Source organism: Mycobacterium gordonae (genome assembly GCF_002101675.1).
Classification (GTDB): Bacteria; Actinomycetota; Actinomycetes; order Mycobacteriales; family Mycobacteriaceae; genus Mycobacterium; species Mycobacterium gordonae.
In genome coordinates, this window is the sequence record NZ_LQOY01000081.1 from 147,860 (window position 1) to 163,835 (window position 15,976).

General features: G+C 66.3%; 15 protein-coding genes and 2 pseudogenes. 13 read left to right on the top strand and 4 right to left on the bottom strand.

What is annotated here, in order from left to right:
• The first annotated feature begins 125 nt into the window (after positions 1 to 125).
• From AWC08_RS13675 to AWC08_RS13700, 6 genes and pseudogenes are all read left to right on the top strand, one after another.
• Positions 126 to 680: an Rv1476 family membrane protein gene (locus tag AWC08_RS13675; RefSeq protein WP_069432929.1), complete on the top strand. Its 555-nt coding sequence runs from the start codon at positions 126 to 128 to the stop codon at positions 678 to 680.
• Positions 681 to 914: 234 nt separating this feature from the next.
• Positions 915 to 2,328: pseudogene (ripA, locus tag AWC08_RS13680) on the top strand (NlpC/P60 family peptidoglycan endopeptidase RipA).
• A 9-nt stretch (positions 2,329 to 2,337) separates the two neighbouring features.
• Positions 2,338 to 3,060 carry an NlpC/P60 family peptidoglycan endopeptidase RipB gene (gene ripB, locus AWC08_RS13685; protein WP_069432930.1) on the top strand — a complete coding sequence of 241 codons (723 nt, stop codon included), beginning with the start codon at positions 2,338 to 2,340 and terminating at the stop codon, positions 3,058 to 3,060.
• A 153-nt stretch (positions 3,061 to 3,213) separates the two neighbouring features.
• Positions 3,214 to 4,326, top strand: coding sequence for a chaperone MoxR1 (gene moxR1, locus AWC08_RS13690; protein WP_065134345.1), 1,113 nt, complete (start codon positions 3,214 to 3,216; stop codon positions 4,324 to 4,326).
• Positions 4,327 to 4,370: 44 nt separating this feature from the next.
• Complete coding sequence (locus tag AWC08_RS13695) at positions 4,371 to 5,282, top strand: DUF58 domain-containing protein (protein WP_065134346.1); 912 nt, start codon at positions 4,371 to 4,373, stop codon at positions 5,280 to 5,282.
• A 28-nt stretch (positions 5,283 to 5,310) separates the two neighbouring features.
• The gene (locus tag AWC08_RS13700; RefSeq protein ID WP_065134347.1) at positions 5,311 to 6,318 is read left to right on the top strand and encodes a VWA domain-containing protein; all 1,008 of its coding nucleotides are present in this window, start codon (positions 5,311 to 5,313) and stop codon (positions 6,316 to 6,318) included.
• Here the strand turns inward: AWC08_RS13700 and qcrB are convergent.
• Positions 6,296 to 7,957: a cytochrome bc1 complex cytochrome b subunit gene (qcrB, locus tag AWC08_RS13705; protein ID WP_069432931.1), complete on the bottom strand. Its 1,662-nt coding sequence runs from the start codon at positions 7,955 to 7,957 to the stop codon at positions 6,296 to 6,298. The genes AWC08_RS13700 and qcrB overlap by 23 nt on opposite strands.
• A 154-nt stretch (positions 7,958 to 8,111) precedes the next feature.
• Here qcrB and AWC08_RS13710 point away from each other — a divergent pair, with 154 nt between their 5' ends.
• Positions 8,112 to 8,690 carry a TetR/AcrR family transcriptional regulator gene (locus AWC08_RS13710; RefSeq protein WP_065134349.1) on the top strand — a complete coding sequence of 193 codons (579 nt, stop codon included), beginning with the start codon at positions 8,112 to 8,114 and terminating at the stop codon, positions 8,688 to 8,690.
• A gap of 95 nt (positions 8,691 to 8,785) precedes the next feature.
• Here the strand turns inward: AWC08_RS13710 and AWC08_RS13715 are convergent, their stop codons facing one another.
• Positions 8,786 to 9,631 carry a hypothetical protein gene (locus tag AWC08_RS13715; protein WP_065134361.1) on the bottom strand — a complete coding sequence of 282 codons (846 nt, stop codon included), beginning with the start codon at positions 9,629 to 9,631 and terminating at the stop codon, positions 8,786 to 8,788.
• Positions 9,632 to 9,795: 164 nt separating this feature from the next.
• On the opposite strand from AWC08_RS13715, the gene fabG1 reads away from it, so the two are divergent.
• The 3 genes and pseudogenes from fabG1 to AWC08_RS13730 form a co-directional block, all read left to right on the top strand.
• A complete protein-coding gene (fabG1, locus tag AWC08_RS13720) occupies positions 9,796 to 10,563 on the top strand; it encodes a 3-oxoacyl-ACP reductase FabG1 (RefSeq protein ID WP_065134350.1) in 768 nt (255 codons plus the stop codon).
• A gap of 22 nt (positions 10,564 to 10,585) precedes the next feature.
• Positions 10,586 to 11,395 (top strand): NADH-dependent enoyl-ACP reductase InhA, encoded by an 810-nt coding sequence (gene inhA, locus AWC08_RS13725; RefSeq protein ID WP_065134351.1) that lies wholly within the window; start codon positions 10,586 to 10,588, stop codon positions 11,393 to 11,395.
• 6 nt (positions 11,396 to 11,401) lie between these two features.
• A pseudogene (locus AWC08_RS13730) lies at positions 11,402 to 12,428 on the top strand (ferrochelatase); the annotation flags it as partial.
• Here AWC08_RS13730 and AWC08_RS13735 read toward each other — a convergent pair.
• Positions 12,400 to 13,296 carry a hypothetical protein gene (locus AWC08_RS13735; protein WP_065134362.1) on the bottom strand — a complete coding sequence of 299 codons (897 nt, stop codon included), beginning with the start codon at positions 13,294 to 13,296 and terminating at the stop codon, positions 12,400 to 12,402. The pseudogene AWC08_RS13730 and the gene AWC08_RS13735 sit on opposite strands and share 29 nt — an antisense overlap.
• 57 nt (positions 13,297 to 13,353) lie before the next feature.
• Between AWC08_RS13735 and AWC08_RS13740 the strand changes: the two genes are divergently transcribed.
• The 3 genes from AWC08_RS13740 to AWC08_RS13750 are packed head-to-tail and all read left to right on the top strand — an operon-like array spanning position 13,354 to position 15,323.
• Positions 13,354 to 13,788 carry an NfeD family protein gene (locus AWC08_RS13740; protein WP_065134353.1) on the top strand — a complete coding sequence of 145 codons (435 nt, stop codon included), beginning with the start codon at positions 13,354 to 13,356 and terminating at the stop codon, positions 13,786 to 13,788.
• Between the two features lie 23 nt (positions 13,789 to 13,811).
• On the top strand, positions 13,812 to 14,957 hold the full coding sequence (locus AWC08_RS13745; protein ID WP_065134354.1) for an SPFH domain-containing protein: 1,146 nt from the start codon (positions 13,812 to 13,814) through the stop codon (positions 14,955 to 14,957).
• A 9-nt stretch (positions 14,958 to 14,966) separates the two neighbouring features.
• A complete protein-coding gene (locus AWC08_RS13750) occupies positions 14,967 to 15,323 on the top strand; it encodes a DoxX family protein (protein WP_065134355.1) in 357 nt (118 codons plus the stop codon).
• 154 nt (positions 15,324 to 15,477) lie between these two features.
• Here the strand turns inward: AWC08_RS13750 and AWC08_RS37480 are convergent, their stop codons facing one another.
• Positions 15,478 to 15,951, bottom strand: a complete 474-nt coding sequence (locus AWC08_RS37480; RefSeq protein WP_178132180.1) for a hypothetical protein — start codon at positions 15,949 to 15,951, stop codon at positions 15,478 to 15,480.
• Between the last annotated feature and the right edge of the window lie 25 nt (positions 15,952 to 15,976).

Genomic DNA, 15,976 nt, shown 5'->3' on the forward strand with positions numbered 1-15,976 from the left:
ACTGAACACAGGCACACCGCTGGCGGCGTGTTGTGTGCCTGGTCGCAGTGTCGCGGCGCGGGGGGCGCGACCGCCAGAAACCGAGCCGGTACGGTGCTCCTAGCACCGTGGGAGGAGCGACGACGATGACCTACTTGCCGCAGACGATCCCGTTCCTGCCCGAATACATCCCGCAGGACGTCGACATCAACTCGATCAAAGCCCAGGTTGCCGCCGACGGCGTCGCCGCCACGCCGAACGTCGAACCGGGTCTGCAGGAAGTGGTCAGCCAGGCGCGTGGAGACGGCATCAATCTCAAGATCGTGCTGCTCGACCACAACCCACCCAATGACACACCGCTGCGGGATATCGCGACCGTCGTCGGCGCCGACTACCCGGACTCCACGGTGCTGGTCCTCAGTCCGAGCTACGTCGGCAGCTACAGCAGCCACTACCCACGGGTCACCCTCGAAGCGGGTGAGGACCACTCGAAGACCGGCAATCCCGTGCAGTCCGCGCAGAACTTTCTCAACGAACTCAACACGCCCGAGTTCCCCTGGACGGCGTTGACGATTGTTTTGCTGATCGGCGTGTTCGCCGCGGCCGTCGGCACCCGGTTGATGCAGCTGGGTAACCGCCAGCCAGCAACGTCGGCTTCATCGAGCGAAGTTGCGCCGAGCGACGATGACCAGGGCACTTAACCAGGCTCTGATCTATTAGCCGGCGTTGATACGACACGTCTGCCACTAATCCCGGCAAACCCTCCAGGTCACTGTTCGGTCACAGTAAACGCACTTCCAGAGTGCAATTTGTGACTTGCGTTTCTTTAGCGACAGCTGTGACGTACGGTGCGATTGATGCTTGTGATACCTATCGCACTTTTCCCGAAAACCCGCGTCGTACACCCGATTTAGCCCATAGGAGACCTCAGTCGCATGAGACGGACAGACCCGGGCTCTGCATCGCGAACCGCCGCCAGGCTGGTAGTGCCGACGGTGCTCAGCGTCGCGCTGCTGTTCGGAACGCCCGAGCTCGGAGTGGCCGGGGCCGACCCGGCGGCTGACTCGATGGCGGTGCTGATCGCCAACGTCGCCAAAGCCAGCCAGCGTCTGGAAGACCTGGCCAATGCGGTCGAGATGGAGCAGGAGGGCGTCAACAAGGCGCTGGTGGCGGTCGAGGAGGCCCGGGAACAGGCCGAAGTCGCCGGGCGGGAACTCGAAATCAGCCAGCAGTCGGTCAAGGACGCGAATGCGGCCATCGCGGCGGCGCAGCAGCGGTTCAACACTTTCGCGGCGGCCACCTAATATGAATGGTCCGTCGGACGGCCTCCTGACTGCCCGCAGCCCCGAGGACATGATCGCGGCAGCGTCGGCCGCCCAGACCATGTCTACGAGTTCGCAGGCGGTGATGGCCAGGTTGCAGCGGGCTCGCACCGAGCAGGTCAACAAGGAATCCGTCGCGCGTCAAGCCAAGCAGAAGGCCGACAAAGCCGCCGCCGACGCCAAATCCAGCCAGGATGCGGCGGTAGCGGCGCTGGATGACACCCGGCGCAAGTTCGACGAGCAGCGCGAAGAGGTCAATCGCGTGGCCGCCGAGCGTGAGCAGGCCGAAGCCAAACTGCAGGCCGCACAACTCGTCGCATGGCACGCGGCCGGCGGGCAGGGCACGCCGCCGTCCGGCATGTGGGACCCGGCCGGCGGACCCGGCGGTGGCCGTCGCTGGGACGGCTGGGACCCCACGCTGCCGCAAGTGCCCAGCGCCAACATCCCGGGCGACCCGGTCGCCGTCGTCAACCAGGTGCTGGGCTACTCGGCAACGTCGGCGCAGGTCACCGCCCAGATGGGGCGCAACTTTTTGCAGCAGCTCGGCATCCTCAAGCCCACCGACACCGGCATCACCAACGCGCCGACGGCGGCTACCTCGGGCCGCATCCCGCGGGTCTACGGCCGGCAGGCCTCCGAATACGTCATCCGCCGCGGCATGTCGCAGATCGGCGTGCCCTACTCCTGGGGCGGTGGCAACGCCGCGGGTCCCAGCAAAGGGATCGACTCCGGCGCCGGCATCACCGGTTTCGACTGTTCAGGGCTAGTGCTCTACTCGTTTGCCGGAGTGGGCATCAAGCTGCCGCACTACTCCGGTTCGCAGTACAACCTGGGCCGCAAGATCCCGACCGCCCAGATGCGCCGCGGTGACGTCATCTTCTACGGCCCCGGCGGTAGCCAGCACGTGACGATCTACCTCGGCAACGGCCAGATGCTTGAGGCTCCCGACATCGGTTTGAAGGTGCGTACCGCGCCGGTGCGCACCAGCGGTATGACGCCCTTCGTGATCCGCTACATCGAGTATTAACGAGGTTTCATGCGTCACAAGCGATTTCGTTTCTCCCTGGTCTGGGTCACCGCGTTGGTGGCCGGGCTGTTGATCGCTGTGGCCGCTCCGGCCCCGGCTTCGGCCGAGCCGGGTGAGTGGGATCCCACTTTGCCTGCCGCAATCAGCGCGGGCGCTCCCGGCGACCCACTGGCCGTCGCCAACGCCTCGCTGCAAGCCACCGCGCAGGCAACCCAGACCACGCTCAATCTGGGGCAGCAATTCCTGTCCGGGTTGGGCATCAACCTGGGCGGTTCGGCGGCTCCGGCGGCAGCCAACACCAGCGGCAGCCGGATCCCGCGGGCCAATGGGCGGCAGGCCATCGAGCACGTGATCCGGCGGGCCGGATCCCAGATGGGCGTTCCGTACTCCTGGGGCGGAGGCTCGCTGGATGGTCCGAGCAAAGGCGTCGACGACGGTGCTGGCATAACCGGCTTCGACTGCTCGGGCCTGATGCGCTACGCCTTCGCCGGCGTCGGCGTGCTGATCCCGCGCTTCTCCGGCGACCAGTACAACGCCGGACGGCACATCCCGCAGAACGAGGCCAGACGCGGCGACCTCATCTTCTACGGCCCGAACGGCGGCCAGCACGTCACCATGTATCTGGGGAACGGTCAGATGCTGGAGGCATCCAGCCTGGCGGGCAAAGTCACCGTCAGCCCGGTGCGCAAGCCGGGCATGACGCCCTATCTGACTAGGATCATCGAGTACTGAGCCGGTTGGACGAGCCTGAGAGTCGTCTAATAGCGAACCGGTGACGTCGACGGAATTCCAGACGCCTGGAATAGTTGAACGCGGGCACGTCGCTGCCCCGCGACAGTCGTCGTGACAGCAGTCGTGTCCCGAATGAGCTCTGGAGGGTTATTGATGACAACGGCAGGTGGCGGTTACCCGGGCCAGGGTGCTCACTCGGGCCCACCGACCCAGGAGGCGCCAGTGGGCGGTGCTGATGGGCTGGCCGCCGAGGTGCACACCCTGGAGCGGGCCATCTTCGAGGTCAAGCGGATCATCGTCGGCCAGGACCAACTGGTGGAGCGGATGTTGGTCGGCCTGCTCGCCAAGGGGCATGTCCTGCTGGAAGGTGTCCCCGGCGTCGCCAAGACGCTGGCTGTGGAGACCTTCGCGCGCGTGGTCGGCGGGACGTTCGCGCGCATCCAGTTCACTCCCGACCTGGTGCCCACCGACATCGTCGGTACCCGCATCTACCGGCAGGGCAAGGAGGAGTTCGACACCGAACTCGGCCCCGTGGTGGTCAACTTCCTGCTCGCCGACGAGATCAACCGTGCGCCCGCCAAGGTGCAGTCCGCGTTGCTCGAGGTCATGGCTGAGCGCCACGTGTCCATCGGCGGTAAGACGTTCCCGCTGCCCAACCCGTTCCTGGTGATGGCGACGCAGAACCCGATCGAACAGGAGGGCGTCTACCCGCTGCCCGAGGCGCAGCGCGACCGCTTCCTGTTCAAGATCAACGTCGGCTACCCCTCACCCGAAGAAGAGCGCGAGATCATCTACCGGATGGGCGTCACCCCGCCGCAGCCCAAGCAGATCCTCAACACCGGTGATCTGCTGCGTTTGCAGGGAGTCGCGGCCAACAGCTTCGTCCACCACGCGCTGGTCGACTACGTGGTCCGCATCGTGACCGCCACCCGGCACCCCGAACAGCTGGGGATGAACGACGTCAAGACCTGGATCGCATTCGGCGCCTCACCGCGTGCCTCGCTGGGCATCATCGCCGCGGCGCGCGCGCTGGGCCTGGTGCGTGGGCGCGACTACGTGATTCCGCAGGACATCATCGACGTCATCCCGGACGTGCTTCGGCACCGGTTGGTGCTCACCTATGACGCGCTGGCCGACGAGATCACCGCAGAGACCGTGATCAACCGGGTGCTGCAGACGGTCGCGTTGCCACAGGTGAATGCCGTTCCGCAACAAGGACATTCGGTGGCACCGGTGATGCAAGGCGCCGCGGCGGGCGGTCGGTGACAGGGCCCAGTCCCGGCGGCAAGCGCCCTGCGCATCCGCCCTCGATGATGCGCGGCACCATCGACGACCCGAAGTTGTCGGCGGCGCTGCGCACCCTGGAGCTGACGATCAACCGCAAGCTGGACGGCATCCTGCACGGTGACCACCTGGGTCTGATTCCGGGGCCGGGCAGCGAGCCGGGGGAGTCGCGGATCTACCAGCCGGGCGACGACGTGCGCCGGATGGACTGGGCGGTGACCGCGCGTACCACCCACCCGCACGTCCGACAGATGATCGCCGACCGGGAGCTGGAAACCTGGCTGGTGGTCGACATGTCGGCGAGCCTGGACTTCGGCACCTCGGTGTGTGAGAAGCGGGACCTCGCGGTGGCGGCGGCGGCGGCGATCGCGTACCTCAACGTCGGCGGTGGCAACCGGCTTGGCGCGCTGATATCCAACGGCGAGAACATGATTCGGGTTCCGGCGCGGTCGGGCCGGGAGCATGTGCACACCTTGTTGCGCGCCATCGCGACCACGCCCAAGGCGCCGGTCGGGGTTCGCGGCGACCTGTCCGCGGCGATCGACGCGTTGCGCCGGCCGGAACGACGTCGCGGCATGGCGGTGATCATCAGCGACTTCCTCGGCCCGATCAATTGGATGCGTCCGCTTCGCGCGATCGCGGCCCGCCACGAAGTGCTGGCCATCGAGGTACTCGACCCGCGCGACGTCGAACTGCCCGACATCGGTGACGTGGTGCTGCAGGACGCCGAGTCCGGGGCGGTGCGCGAATTCACCATCGACGCACAGTTGCAGACCGATTTCGCTCGGGCTGCGGCAAAACATCGCGAGGACGTGGCCCGCACCATTCGTGGGTGCGGTGCGCCGGTGATGACGCTGCGCACCGACCGCGACTGGATCGGCGACATCGTCCGTTTCATCTCCTCCCGCCGGCGCGGGGCAATGGCGGGACGCCGGTGACGGATTTCTACAACATGACGGGTCTGTTATGACGTTGCCGCTGCTGGGGCCGATGTCGCTGTCCGGCTTCGAACACTCCTGGTTCTTCCTGTTCCTGTTCGTGGTCGCCGGCCTGATCGCGCTGTATGTGGTGCTGCAACTGGCGCGGCAGCGGCGCATGCTGCGTTTCGCCAACATGGAGTTGCTGGAAAGCGTTGCGCCGAAACGGCCTTCGAAGTGGCGGCATATCCCGGCGATCCTGCTCGCGGCGTCGTTGGTGTTGTTCACCATTGCGATGGCGGGCCCCACCAGAGATGTGCGGATCCCGCGCAACCGAGCGGTGGTGATGCTGGTGATCGACGTGTCGCAGTCCATGCGCGCGACCGACGTCGAGCCCAACCGGATGGTGGCCGCGCAGGAAGCCGCCAAGCAGTTCGCCGACGAGCTCACTCCGGGTATCAACCTGGGTCTGATCGCCTACGCGGGCACCGCGACGGTGCTGGTGTCGCCCACGACCAACCGGGACGCCACCAAGGCGGCGCTGGACAAGCTGCAGTTCGCCGACCGCACCGCCACCGGCGAGGGAATATTCACCGCCCTGCAGGCGATCGCCACGGTGGGCGCCGTGATCGGTGGCGGCGACACGCCTCCGCCGGCGCGCATCGTGTTGTTCTCCGACGGCAAGGAGACGATGCCGACCAACCCGGACAACCCCAAGGGCGCCTTCACCGCCGCGCGCACCGCCAAGGACCAGGGCGTGCCGATCTCGACCATCTCCTTCGGCACCCCGTACGGCTTCGTCGAGATCAACGACCAGCGCCAGCCGGTGCCCGTCGACGACGAGACGCTGAAGAAGGTCGCGCAACTCTCGGGCGGAAACGCCTACAACGCAGCGACTTTGGCCGAGTTGAAGGCGGTCTACTCGTCACTGCAGCAGCAGATCGGCTACGAGACCATCAAGGGTGACGCGAGCACGGGCTGGCTGCGGCTGGGGGCCTTGGTGTTGGCGATCGCCGGTCTGGCCGCGCTACTGATCAACCGCCGCCTTCCGACGTGATTTCCTTATGCCCGTTGGTCTGACCGGCGCCATTGCCGCGTTCGCGTAGTGCCGTCAGGGCGCGCTGCTCGCTGGCATGTGCCGCCTCAAGTAGGGCCGCCGCCTCGTTCGCCGGATCGGCGAACAGGAAGCTGCCCTGGCCGGGTCGTCCGCCCAGGCCGAGTTTGTTCATCCGCTTGGGAATCGGAGTCCCCTGGTATTCCAGCGCGATCGGGTGACCGGCTTCGTCGACCGCACCCAACGGTTGGTGCAGCTCGACGTAGGCGCCGTGCGGCAGGCGCCTGATGATGCCGGTTTCGATGCCGTGTTCGAGCACGGCGCGGTCGCTGCGCTGCAAGCTGATGCACCAACGGTAGGTGACGAAATACACGATCGGCGGCAGCACCACCATGCCGATCCGGCCGATCCACGTCATCGCGTTCAACGAGATGTGGAACTGGTAGGCGATGATGTCGTTGAACGACGAGAACGTCAGCACGATGTAGAACGCGATGGCCATGGCCCCGATCGAGGTGCGGACGGGTACGTCGCGGGGGCGCTGCAGCAGGTTGTGGTGGGCGTTGTCACCGGTGAATCGCTTCTCCAGGAACGGATAGGCGACAAGGCCGCCCAAGAGGACACCCATCAGAACCGCGACGGCGACGGCGGCCGGGACGGTGTAGTGGCCGATGTACAACTCCCACGCCGGCCACAGCCGCACCAGCCCGTCGGTCCACATCATGTAGAAGTCCGGTTGTGAGCCGGCCGCGACCTGAGAAGGCTTGTACGGCCCCAGGTTCCAGATCGGGTTGATCTGCAGCAGCCCGCCCATCAGGCCCAGCACGCCCACAATTGCGGCGAAGAAGGCACCCGACTTCACCGCGAAAACCGGCATCACCCGCACGCCGACGACGTTGTGCTCGGTACGGCGGGGACCCGGGAACTGGGTGTGCTTCTGGAACCACACCAGCGCCAGGTGCACGCCGATCAGGGCCAGCATGATGCCAGGGAAGACCAGGATGTGGATGGCATACAGCCGCGGAATCAGGATGTTGCCCGGGAAGTCTCCGCCGAACAGCCCCCAGTGCAGCCAGGTGCCGATCACCGGAATGCCCAAGGTGATTGACGACAATGCCGCCCGCAGACCGGTGCCCGAGAGCAGGTCGTCGGGAAGCGAGTAGCCGAAGAAGCCCTCGAACATGGCCAGAATGAGCAGCAGCGACCCGACCACCCAGTTGGCCTCGCGGGGCCGCCGGAACGCGCCCGTAAAGAACACGCGCGCCATGTGCACCATGATCGAGGCGGCGAACATCAACGCGGCCCAGTGGTGTACCTGGCGCACGAATAGTCCGCCCCGTACCTCGAATGAGATGTTCAACGCCGTTTCGTAGGCACGCGACATCTCGACGCCGCGCAATGGCTGATAGACGCCGTTGTACGTGACTTCGCTCATCGACGGGTCGAAGAACAGGGTCAGGTACACGCCGGTCAAGAGCAGCACGACGAAGCTGTACAACGCGATCTCGCCGAGCAAGAACGACCAGTGCGTGGGAAAGACCTTGTTGAGTTGGCGCCGCAGGGCCGCGGACGGGTGATAGCGGGTGTCGATCCCGTCGGCCTGACGGGCCAGCACCGTGCCGGCATCGATTTTCGGACTCATCGGCGAACCTTCTGACTTCGGCGGCTTTGCAGTACAGATCCTTCACTAATGTACTACTAGTTCATTAATGAAAGAGCAATACGCTTCTGGATGTGACGTTCATCAGCTAATTTCGTCAGGATCGGTCCGTTGATAGCCGGAAGGACGCGCTGCAATGACACCTGGCCGCGGTGCCCAGGCCGGTGAGACCGGAGAGGACGCCCGGATCATCCGGACCCGCGCCGACGTCGCGCGTACCGCCTTCGACGTGCTGGTGCGGGAGGGGTCCGACGCACTGACACACGCTCATGTCGCCGAGCGCGCTGGGTACTCCAAGACCACCCTCTACAAGCACTGGCCGACCCGGTTTGATCTCGCCGCCATCGCGCTGGAGGCCCTCGGTGAAGTCGAGCATCACCAGCCCACCGGCCACCTCCGCGCCGACCTGATCGGTGAGCTCACGACATTTCGTCAGGCCGTGCTCGACCACCGGCTCGATCAGGTGCTCTCGGCGATGGCCCAATGGGCGACCGACGACATGATGAGAGAAGTCCGCAACAAGATCAACACTGAGGGTCAGCGGACCATTCGGGGCATCCTGCAAGACGCCTTCGACGGTGCGGAACTGGAAGCGGCGATCTCGATGCTCTCCGGCGTTGTCGCGTGCCCCTCGCTGATGTTCGGCACCGTGCCGGATGACGACGTCATCGAGGCGGCGGTGGACATGGTCCTGCGCAGTGCGCGCCGGTCTTGAGCGCGCCTGTGCCGAGCGCCGCGAGGGGAACCTCGCTGCGATTTCCACCCGTAAATTTCGCGGTGAGGTTCCCCTCGCGGCGGTTCACCGGACGATCAGGCGCCCCGTGAGGCGCGCGCTTCCCTGACGCGGTCGGTGATGTCGGCGGGATGATCTCCCGCGACGACTCGCACCACGATCCACCCGTAGCCGTGGGTGATCTTCTCGTGCCGTCGGATGTCCTTTTTGACGTGGTAGCGATTACTCAGATGGTGATCGCCGTCGTACTCGGCCGCGACCCTGATGTCTTCCCACCCCATGTCCAAATAGGCTTCGGCCCAACCCCATTGGTTGCGCACGGCGATCTGCGTCTGGGGACGAGGGAAGCCGGCACGGATGAGCAGCAGTCCCAGCCAAGTCTCTTTCGGGGATTGCGCGCCGCCGTCGACCAGATCCAGCACCGTCCGGGCGGCTTTGATGCCCCGGCGCCCCCGATAGCGTTCGGCGATCACTTCGATGTCGGGCAGTTTCAGAGAGGTTGCCTGCATCAGCGCGTCGACCGCTGCGACGGCAGAGTCCAGCGGGTACCGGCTCGCCAGGTCCAGGGCTGTCCGGGCTGGTGCCGTCACGCGCGCTCCGTTGATGACGGTGATCTCGTCGGGCTCCAAACGGTCTTTCCATACCTGGACTCCCGGCGCGCGGCGGTGGTTGGTATCGATGATTGCGGCCGGCATATCGGCGCCGATCCACTTGGCGCCGTGCAGGGCCGAAGCCGAATAACCCGCCAGCACACCACGCCGGCGCGAGCGTAACCACAGCGCCTTCGCCCTCAGTTGTGCGGTCAACTCCTGCTCACGAGGGACGTAAACGTCCTTGTGTACTGCGACGTACCGGCTGCGCAATTGGTAGGGCGTCAGTGTCCCCGCCGCGAGGGCTTCGCTGCCAAGAAACGGATCCGCCATGACCGCAGTGTGCTGACGTACCCCGACATCTCCGCGCTGCACCTGCGCGACTGGAACCTGGCTGTGGAAAACCGCAACCACGATAGCCGCCTGGTTCCTCTCGCGCACCCGCCGCAGAAAGGCCCAATTTCGGTCGCAAAGCGTCCAGGCGCTAGGTTGACGGGGTGACTGACACAGCCACCGACACCACAAGCGAGGCCGCCACCGACGGCGGCAGACCCCCATTCGTATCCCGTTCAGTCCTGGTCACCGGCGGAAACCGGGGGATCGGTCTGGCGATTGCGCAGCGGTTGGCCGCCGACGGCCACAAGGTTGCCGTCACGCACCGCGGCTCCGGGGCGCCTGAAGGGCTGTTCGCCGTCGAGTGTGACGTGACCGACAACGACGCCGTCGATCGCGCCTTCAAAGAGGTCGAAGAGCACCAGGGGCCGGTTGAGGTGCTGGTGTCCAACGCCGGCGTCTCCGCGGATGCGTTCCTGATCCGGATGACCGAAGAGCGGTTCGAGAAGGTCATCGACGCCAACCTCACCGGGGCGTTCCGGGTGACGCAGCGGGCAGCGCGCAGCATGCAGCGCAAGAAGTTCGGCCGGCTGATCTACATCGGTTCGGTCTCGGGCAGCTGGGGCATCGGCAACCAGGCCAACTACGCGGCCTCCAAGGCCGGTGTGATCGGCATGGCCCGCTCGATCGCCCGCGAACTGTCCAAGGTCAACGTCACCGCGAATGTGGTCGCCCCGGGTTACATCGACACCGATATGACCCGGGCCCTGGACGAGCGGATCCAGGAGGGTGCACTGCAATTCATCCCTGCCAAGCGCGTCGGCACCGCCGCCGAGGTGGCCGGCGTGGTCAGCTTCCTGGCCTCCGAGGACGCGAGTTACATCTCGGGTGCGGTCATTCCGGTCGACGGCGGCATGGGCATGGGCCACTAAGAGAGCAAAAGGGGACTTCACAATGGCAGGACTGCTCGAAGGCAAACGGATCCTGGTCTCCGGGATCATCACCGACTCCTCGATCGCGTTTCACATCGCCAAAGTCGCTCAGGAACAAGGTGCTTCGCTGGTGCTGACGGGTTTCGACCGGTTGCGGTTGATCCAGCGGATCTGCGACCGGCTCCCGGAGAAAGCCCCGCTCATCGAACTCGACGTGCAGAACCAGGAGCACCTCGACAGCCTGGCCGCCCGAGTGACCGAGGTCATCGGCGAGGGCAACAAGCTCGACGGCGTCGTGCACTCCATCGGATTCATGCCGCAGAGTGGGATGGGCATCAATCCCTTCTTCGACGCACCCTACGAGGACGTGTCCAAAGGCATCCACATCTCGGCCTACTCGTACGCCTCCCTGGCAAAAGCATTGCTGCCGATCATGAATCCCGGCGGCGGCATCGTCGGCATGGACTTCGACCCCACCCGCGCGATGCCGGCCTACAACTGGATGACGGTCGCCAAGAGCGCGCTGGAATCGGTCAACCGGTTCGTCGCGCGCGAGGCCGGCAAGTACGGTGTGCGCTCGAACCTCGTTGCGGCAGGGCCGATCCGGACACTGGCGATGGCCGCGATCGTAGGCGGCGCACTGGGCGACGAGGCGGGTGCCCAGATCCAGTTGCTCGAAGAGGGCTGGGACCAGCGCGCGCCCATCGGCTGGAACATGAAGGATCCCACTCCGGTCGCCAAGACGGTGTGTGCGCTGCTGTCCGAGTGGCTGCCCGCGACGACCGGTGACATCATCTACGCCGATGGTGGCGCTCACACTCAATTACTCTGACGCACAATGCAATTTGATGCGGTCCTGCTGCTGTCGTTCGGCGGGCCGGAAGGGCCCGAACAGGTCCGGCCGTTCCTGGAGAACGTCACCCGCGGCAGGAACGTGCCACCGGAACGGCTCGATGACGTCGCCGAGCATTACCTGCATTTCGGCGGCGTCTCACCGATCAACGGCATCAACCGGGAGCTGATCGCCGAGCTGCAGCGGCAACAGGACCTGCCGGTGTATTTCGGCAACCGGAACTGGGCGCCCTACATCGAGGACACCGTCGCAGCCATGCGCGACAACGGTATTCGGCGTGCGGCCACGTTCACCACCTCGGCCTGGAGCGGCTACTCGAGCTGCTCCCAGTACGTCGAGGACATCGCCCGAGCGCGGTCCGCGGTCGGCGCCGGGGCGCCGCAGCTGGTCAAGCTGCGCACCTATTTCGACCACCCGCTCTTCATCGAGATGTTCGCCGAATCGGTCACCGCCGCGGCCCAGACCGTGCCGGACGATGCCCGCCTGGTCTTCACCGCCCACTCCGTACCCACTGGCGCCGATCAGCGCTGCGGACCCAACCTGTACAGCCGCCAGGTCGCCTATGCGGCAAGGCTTGTCGCGTCAGCGGCCGGATATGCCGAGCACGATCTGGTGTGGCAGTCGCGCTCGGGCCCACCGCAGGTGCCGTGGCTCGAGCCGGATGTCGGCGACCATCTAGCCGCCTTGGCCGGTGCCGGTACCCGAGCCGTGATCGTCTGTCCCATCGGCTTTGTCGCCGACCACATCGAGGTCGTGTGGGATCTCGACCACGAATTACGGCTGCAGGCCCACGAACTGGGGGTTACGCTCGCTCGCGCGGGCACGCCGAATGCGGATCCTCGATTTGCCCGGCTGGCGATCGATTTGATCGACGAACTACGCGACGGCCGCGAGCCGGTGCGAATCGCCGGGCCGCGGCCGGAGCCGGGTTGTCTGAGCAGCGTGGACGGCGAACCGTGCCGTCCGCCGCACTGCGCGGCAGGCTAGTCCGTCCAGGCCGAATGCAGGATCGCGTCCACCGCTGCCATCCGGGCCGACCGCACCACGGCGGTCAACGGCCGCAACGCCTCATTGGCGATCTGACCCTCTGACGAGGATTGGGTGCCAATCAGTTCCGGTGCAGCGGTCATGCGGTCGGGTAGCCGGCTGAGCCCGGCGCTGACAGCGATGATCGCGTCGACATGAGCCGCGTTCTCCAGCACGCGCAGCGCGCGCGTCGGTGCATGATCGGGAACCCGGTGCTGGCGTTGCGATTCCAACAATTGATCGACCAGGCCGCGGGGATTGTCGACACCGCTGGATGATCCCAGACCCATGACGCCCAGGGCGTCGGCGGCCGAGCGCACCGCGGACCGCAGCTCGTATTCGGCCCCGCCGAGATCGTGGTAGTCGAAGGCCGGAACGCCGGGCAACGAATACACCATCCATGTGAGCGCACACAATTCGGGTTCGCCCGCCTCGTCGGTGTCTTCGCCGTCACTATAGGTGAAATCGGGAACAAGGCCGATCGCCGTTCGCGGGTCCGCCGGATTGCCGATGATCACTGCTTCACCAGCGACTAGCGCGTCGGTTGCGAACTGCGTTCCGGCGAACAGCCCGCGCACGTCCCCGGGCACCGGCAGGACCACGTTGATCGTGCCGCGCAGCGACCCCGTAGAGCGGCCGACCGCGCCGCGCAACGTCTGAAGCAGGCACACCGTACCCGCGTCGCTCACGTCGGGCCAGGGCAGACCCGTGTGGCCCGCAGCGACCGCATCATAGGCGGCAACCGATTGCTTTGGCGCCCATAGTGATAACGCGTCCAGGACGTCGTCGGGTGCGGCCTTGCCGGCGAGCCAGGCGTTGGCCCACATGGAGAGCGAAACACTTGGGCACCACATGACCACGCAGTGTAGTTGTTCGCCGCCATCGGGGTGGATCACGCGTATTCTGTGCCCATGCCCGCAGCGCTGATCTGGCTGATCGCCGCACTGGTGCTCGCCGGTGCCGAAGCGCTCACCGGAGACATGTTCCTGTTGATGCTGGGCGGCGGCGCGCTGGCCGCGGCCGGCACCAGCTGGCTCACCGACTGGCCGATATGGGCCGACGGACTGGTGTTTCTCATCGTCTCCGTGCTGCTGCTTTCGGTGGTACGCCCCACGCTGCGCCGGCGGCTGCTGCCAGCCAAGGTGCCGCCGCTGGGCATCAAGGCCCTTGAAGGCAAGAACGCGCTGGTGCTGGACCGGGTGGCCCGGGATGAGGGTCAGGTGAAGCTGGACGGCCAGGTGTGGACCGCGCGCCCGCTCAACGAAGGCGACGTCTACGAGCCAGGACAGTCGGTCACCGTGGTGAGAATCGAGGGGGCCACCGCGGTGGTCTTTCAAAATCTGTAGGGCTTTCGAGAAAGGGAATCCCGGTGGAAGGTGCGGTAGCTGGTTTGGTGTTGCTGGCCGTTCTGGTGATCTTCGCGATCATCGTGGTGGCGAAATCGGTTGCGTTGATTCCGCAGGCCGAGGCCGCGGTCATCGAGCGGTTGGGTCGCTACAGCCGTACGGTCAGCGGTCAGCTGACGCTGTTGGTGCCGTTCATCGACCGCGTCCGCGCCCGGGTGGACCTGCGTGAGCGGGTGGTGTCGTTCCCGCCGCAGCCCGTCATCACCGAAGACAACTTGACCCTCAACATCGACACGGTCGTCTACTTCCAGGTCACCGTGCCGCAGGCGGCGGTCTACGAGATCAGCAACTACATCGTCGGCGTCGAGCAGCTGACCACCACCACGCTGCGCAACGTGGTCGGCGGGATGACCCTCGAGCAGACGTTGACCTCCCGCGACCAGATCAACGCTCAGCTGCGCGGCGTGCTCGACGAGGCGACTGGCCGCTGGGGGCTGCGGGTCGCCCGGGTGGAGTTGCGCAGCATCGACCCGCCACCGTCGATTCAGGCCTCCATGGAAAAGCAGATGAAGGCCGACCGTGAGAAGCGCGCGATGATCCTGACGGCTGAGGGCACTCGGCAAGCCGCGATCATGCAGGCTGAAGGCCAGAAGGCGTCCCAGATTCTGGCCGCCGAGGGCGCCAAGCAGGCTGCGATTTTGTCCGCCGAGGCGGATCGGCAGTCCCGCGTGCTGCGGGCCCAGGGCGAGCGCGCCGCTGCATATCTGCGAGCGCAAGGTCAGGCCAAGGCCATCGAGAAGACGTTTGCTGCCATCAAAGCCGGTCGGCCCACGCCCGAAATGCTGGCCTACCAGTACCTGCAGACCCTGCCGGAGATGGCGCGCGGGGATGCCAACAAGGTGTGGGTGGTGCCCAGCGATTTCAACGCGGCATTGCAGGGCTTCACCCGCCTGCTGGGCAAGCCCGGCGAGGACGGGGTGTTCCGGTTCGAGCCGTCTCCGATTGACGAGCCACCCAGGCACGCGGCCGACGCCGACGATGCCGAGGTTGCGGACTGGTTCTCCACGGAGACCGATCCGACGGTCGCCCAGGCGGTTGCCAAGGCTGAGGCGATTGCCAACAAGCCGGTGGACCGCCCGCTGGGCGCGCCCCCGGAGTTGCGTCAATAGGATTGCCGGATGAGCACTTTGACTTCGCCGAAGACCTATGCGGCGCTGGCGGCGTTCCATGCCGTCGACGCCGTCGCATGTGCCATTCCGGTGCCTCCGATCAAGAAGGTGTTGGACACCGTCGAAGTGCCCGAGAACGTCCGCCCTGTCTTGCCGGTGGTGAAGGCAGCCGCGGCCGTGGGTTTGGCGTCGGTCACCCGCTTCCCGGGGCTGGCCAGGCTGACCACGGCGATGCTGACCGTTTATTTCGTGCTGGCTGTGGGCGCCCACATCCGGGTGCGGGACAAGGTGGCCAATGCGCTGCCGGCCGTGTTCTTCCTGGCGCTGTTCGCGGCGATGACTGCAAAGGGACCCGAGGGCAGCTAGTCCAGCCGCAGCCCGACCATCGGCGGCAGCCCTCTTATCGAATGCGCCACGCGCTTCGTCTTGGGGCCCCTGGCCGTCGAGGGTGCGCTTAGATACGGCGACACGCCGGTGGGCGTGGCAGTTAGCGCACCCTCGCGGTCAGCGGAGGGAGGAACTACCGGGGCGCGGTCGGCGACGCGCTCGGCGCGGCCGAAGGCGGTGCCGGCACCTGTCCAGGCGGCTGCTGCCCACCGGGCCCCATCGGGCCGGGGAACGGCGGCCGCATCCCGGGCCCGCCCGGGCCCATGGGCGGTGCCATGCCGAGCGGACCTCTAGGTCCGGCCATCGGTCCACCGGGACCGCCCGGCCCGCCAGGACCGCCGGGCGGCATGAAGCCGTAGTGCGATACACCGGCCGGGCCGAACCCCGGCCGCGGTGGCGGGGGAGGAGGCCCGAAGCCGAAGGTCATGATCAAGAAAGCGGCCCCAGCGGTGAAGAAAGCACCGAAGAGCCCGCCAACGAGCCCGGCGCCTAGCACCACACGCGTGGAATGCCGGCGCTTCTCCGCCAGTACAGGCGCAGCGGGTGCAACGGGCGCAGCGGGCATGGCGGCTGACGGGTCAGTCGTCGTGGTGTCGTCGGAGGTCATGCGACTCCTCACGTCGTCGGATTTG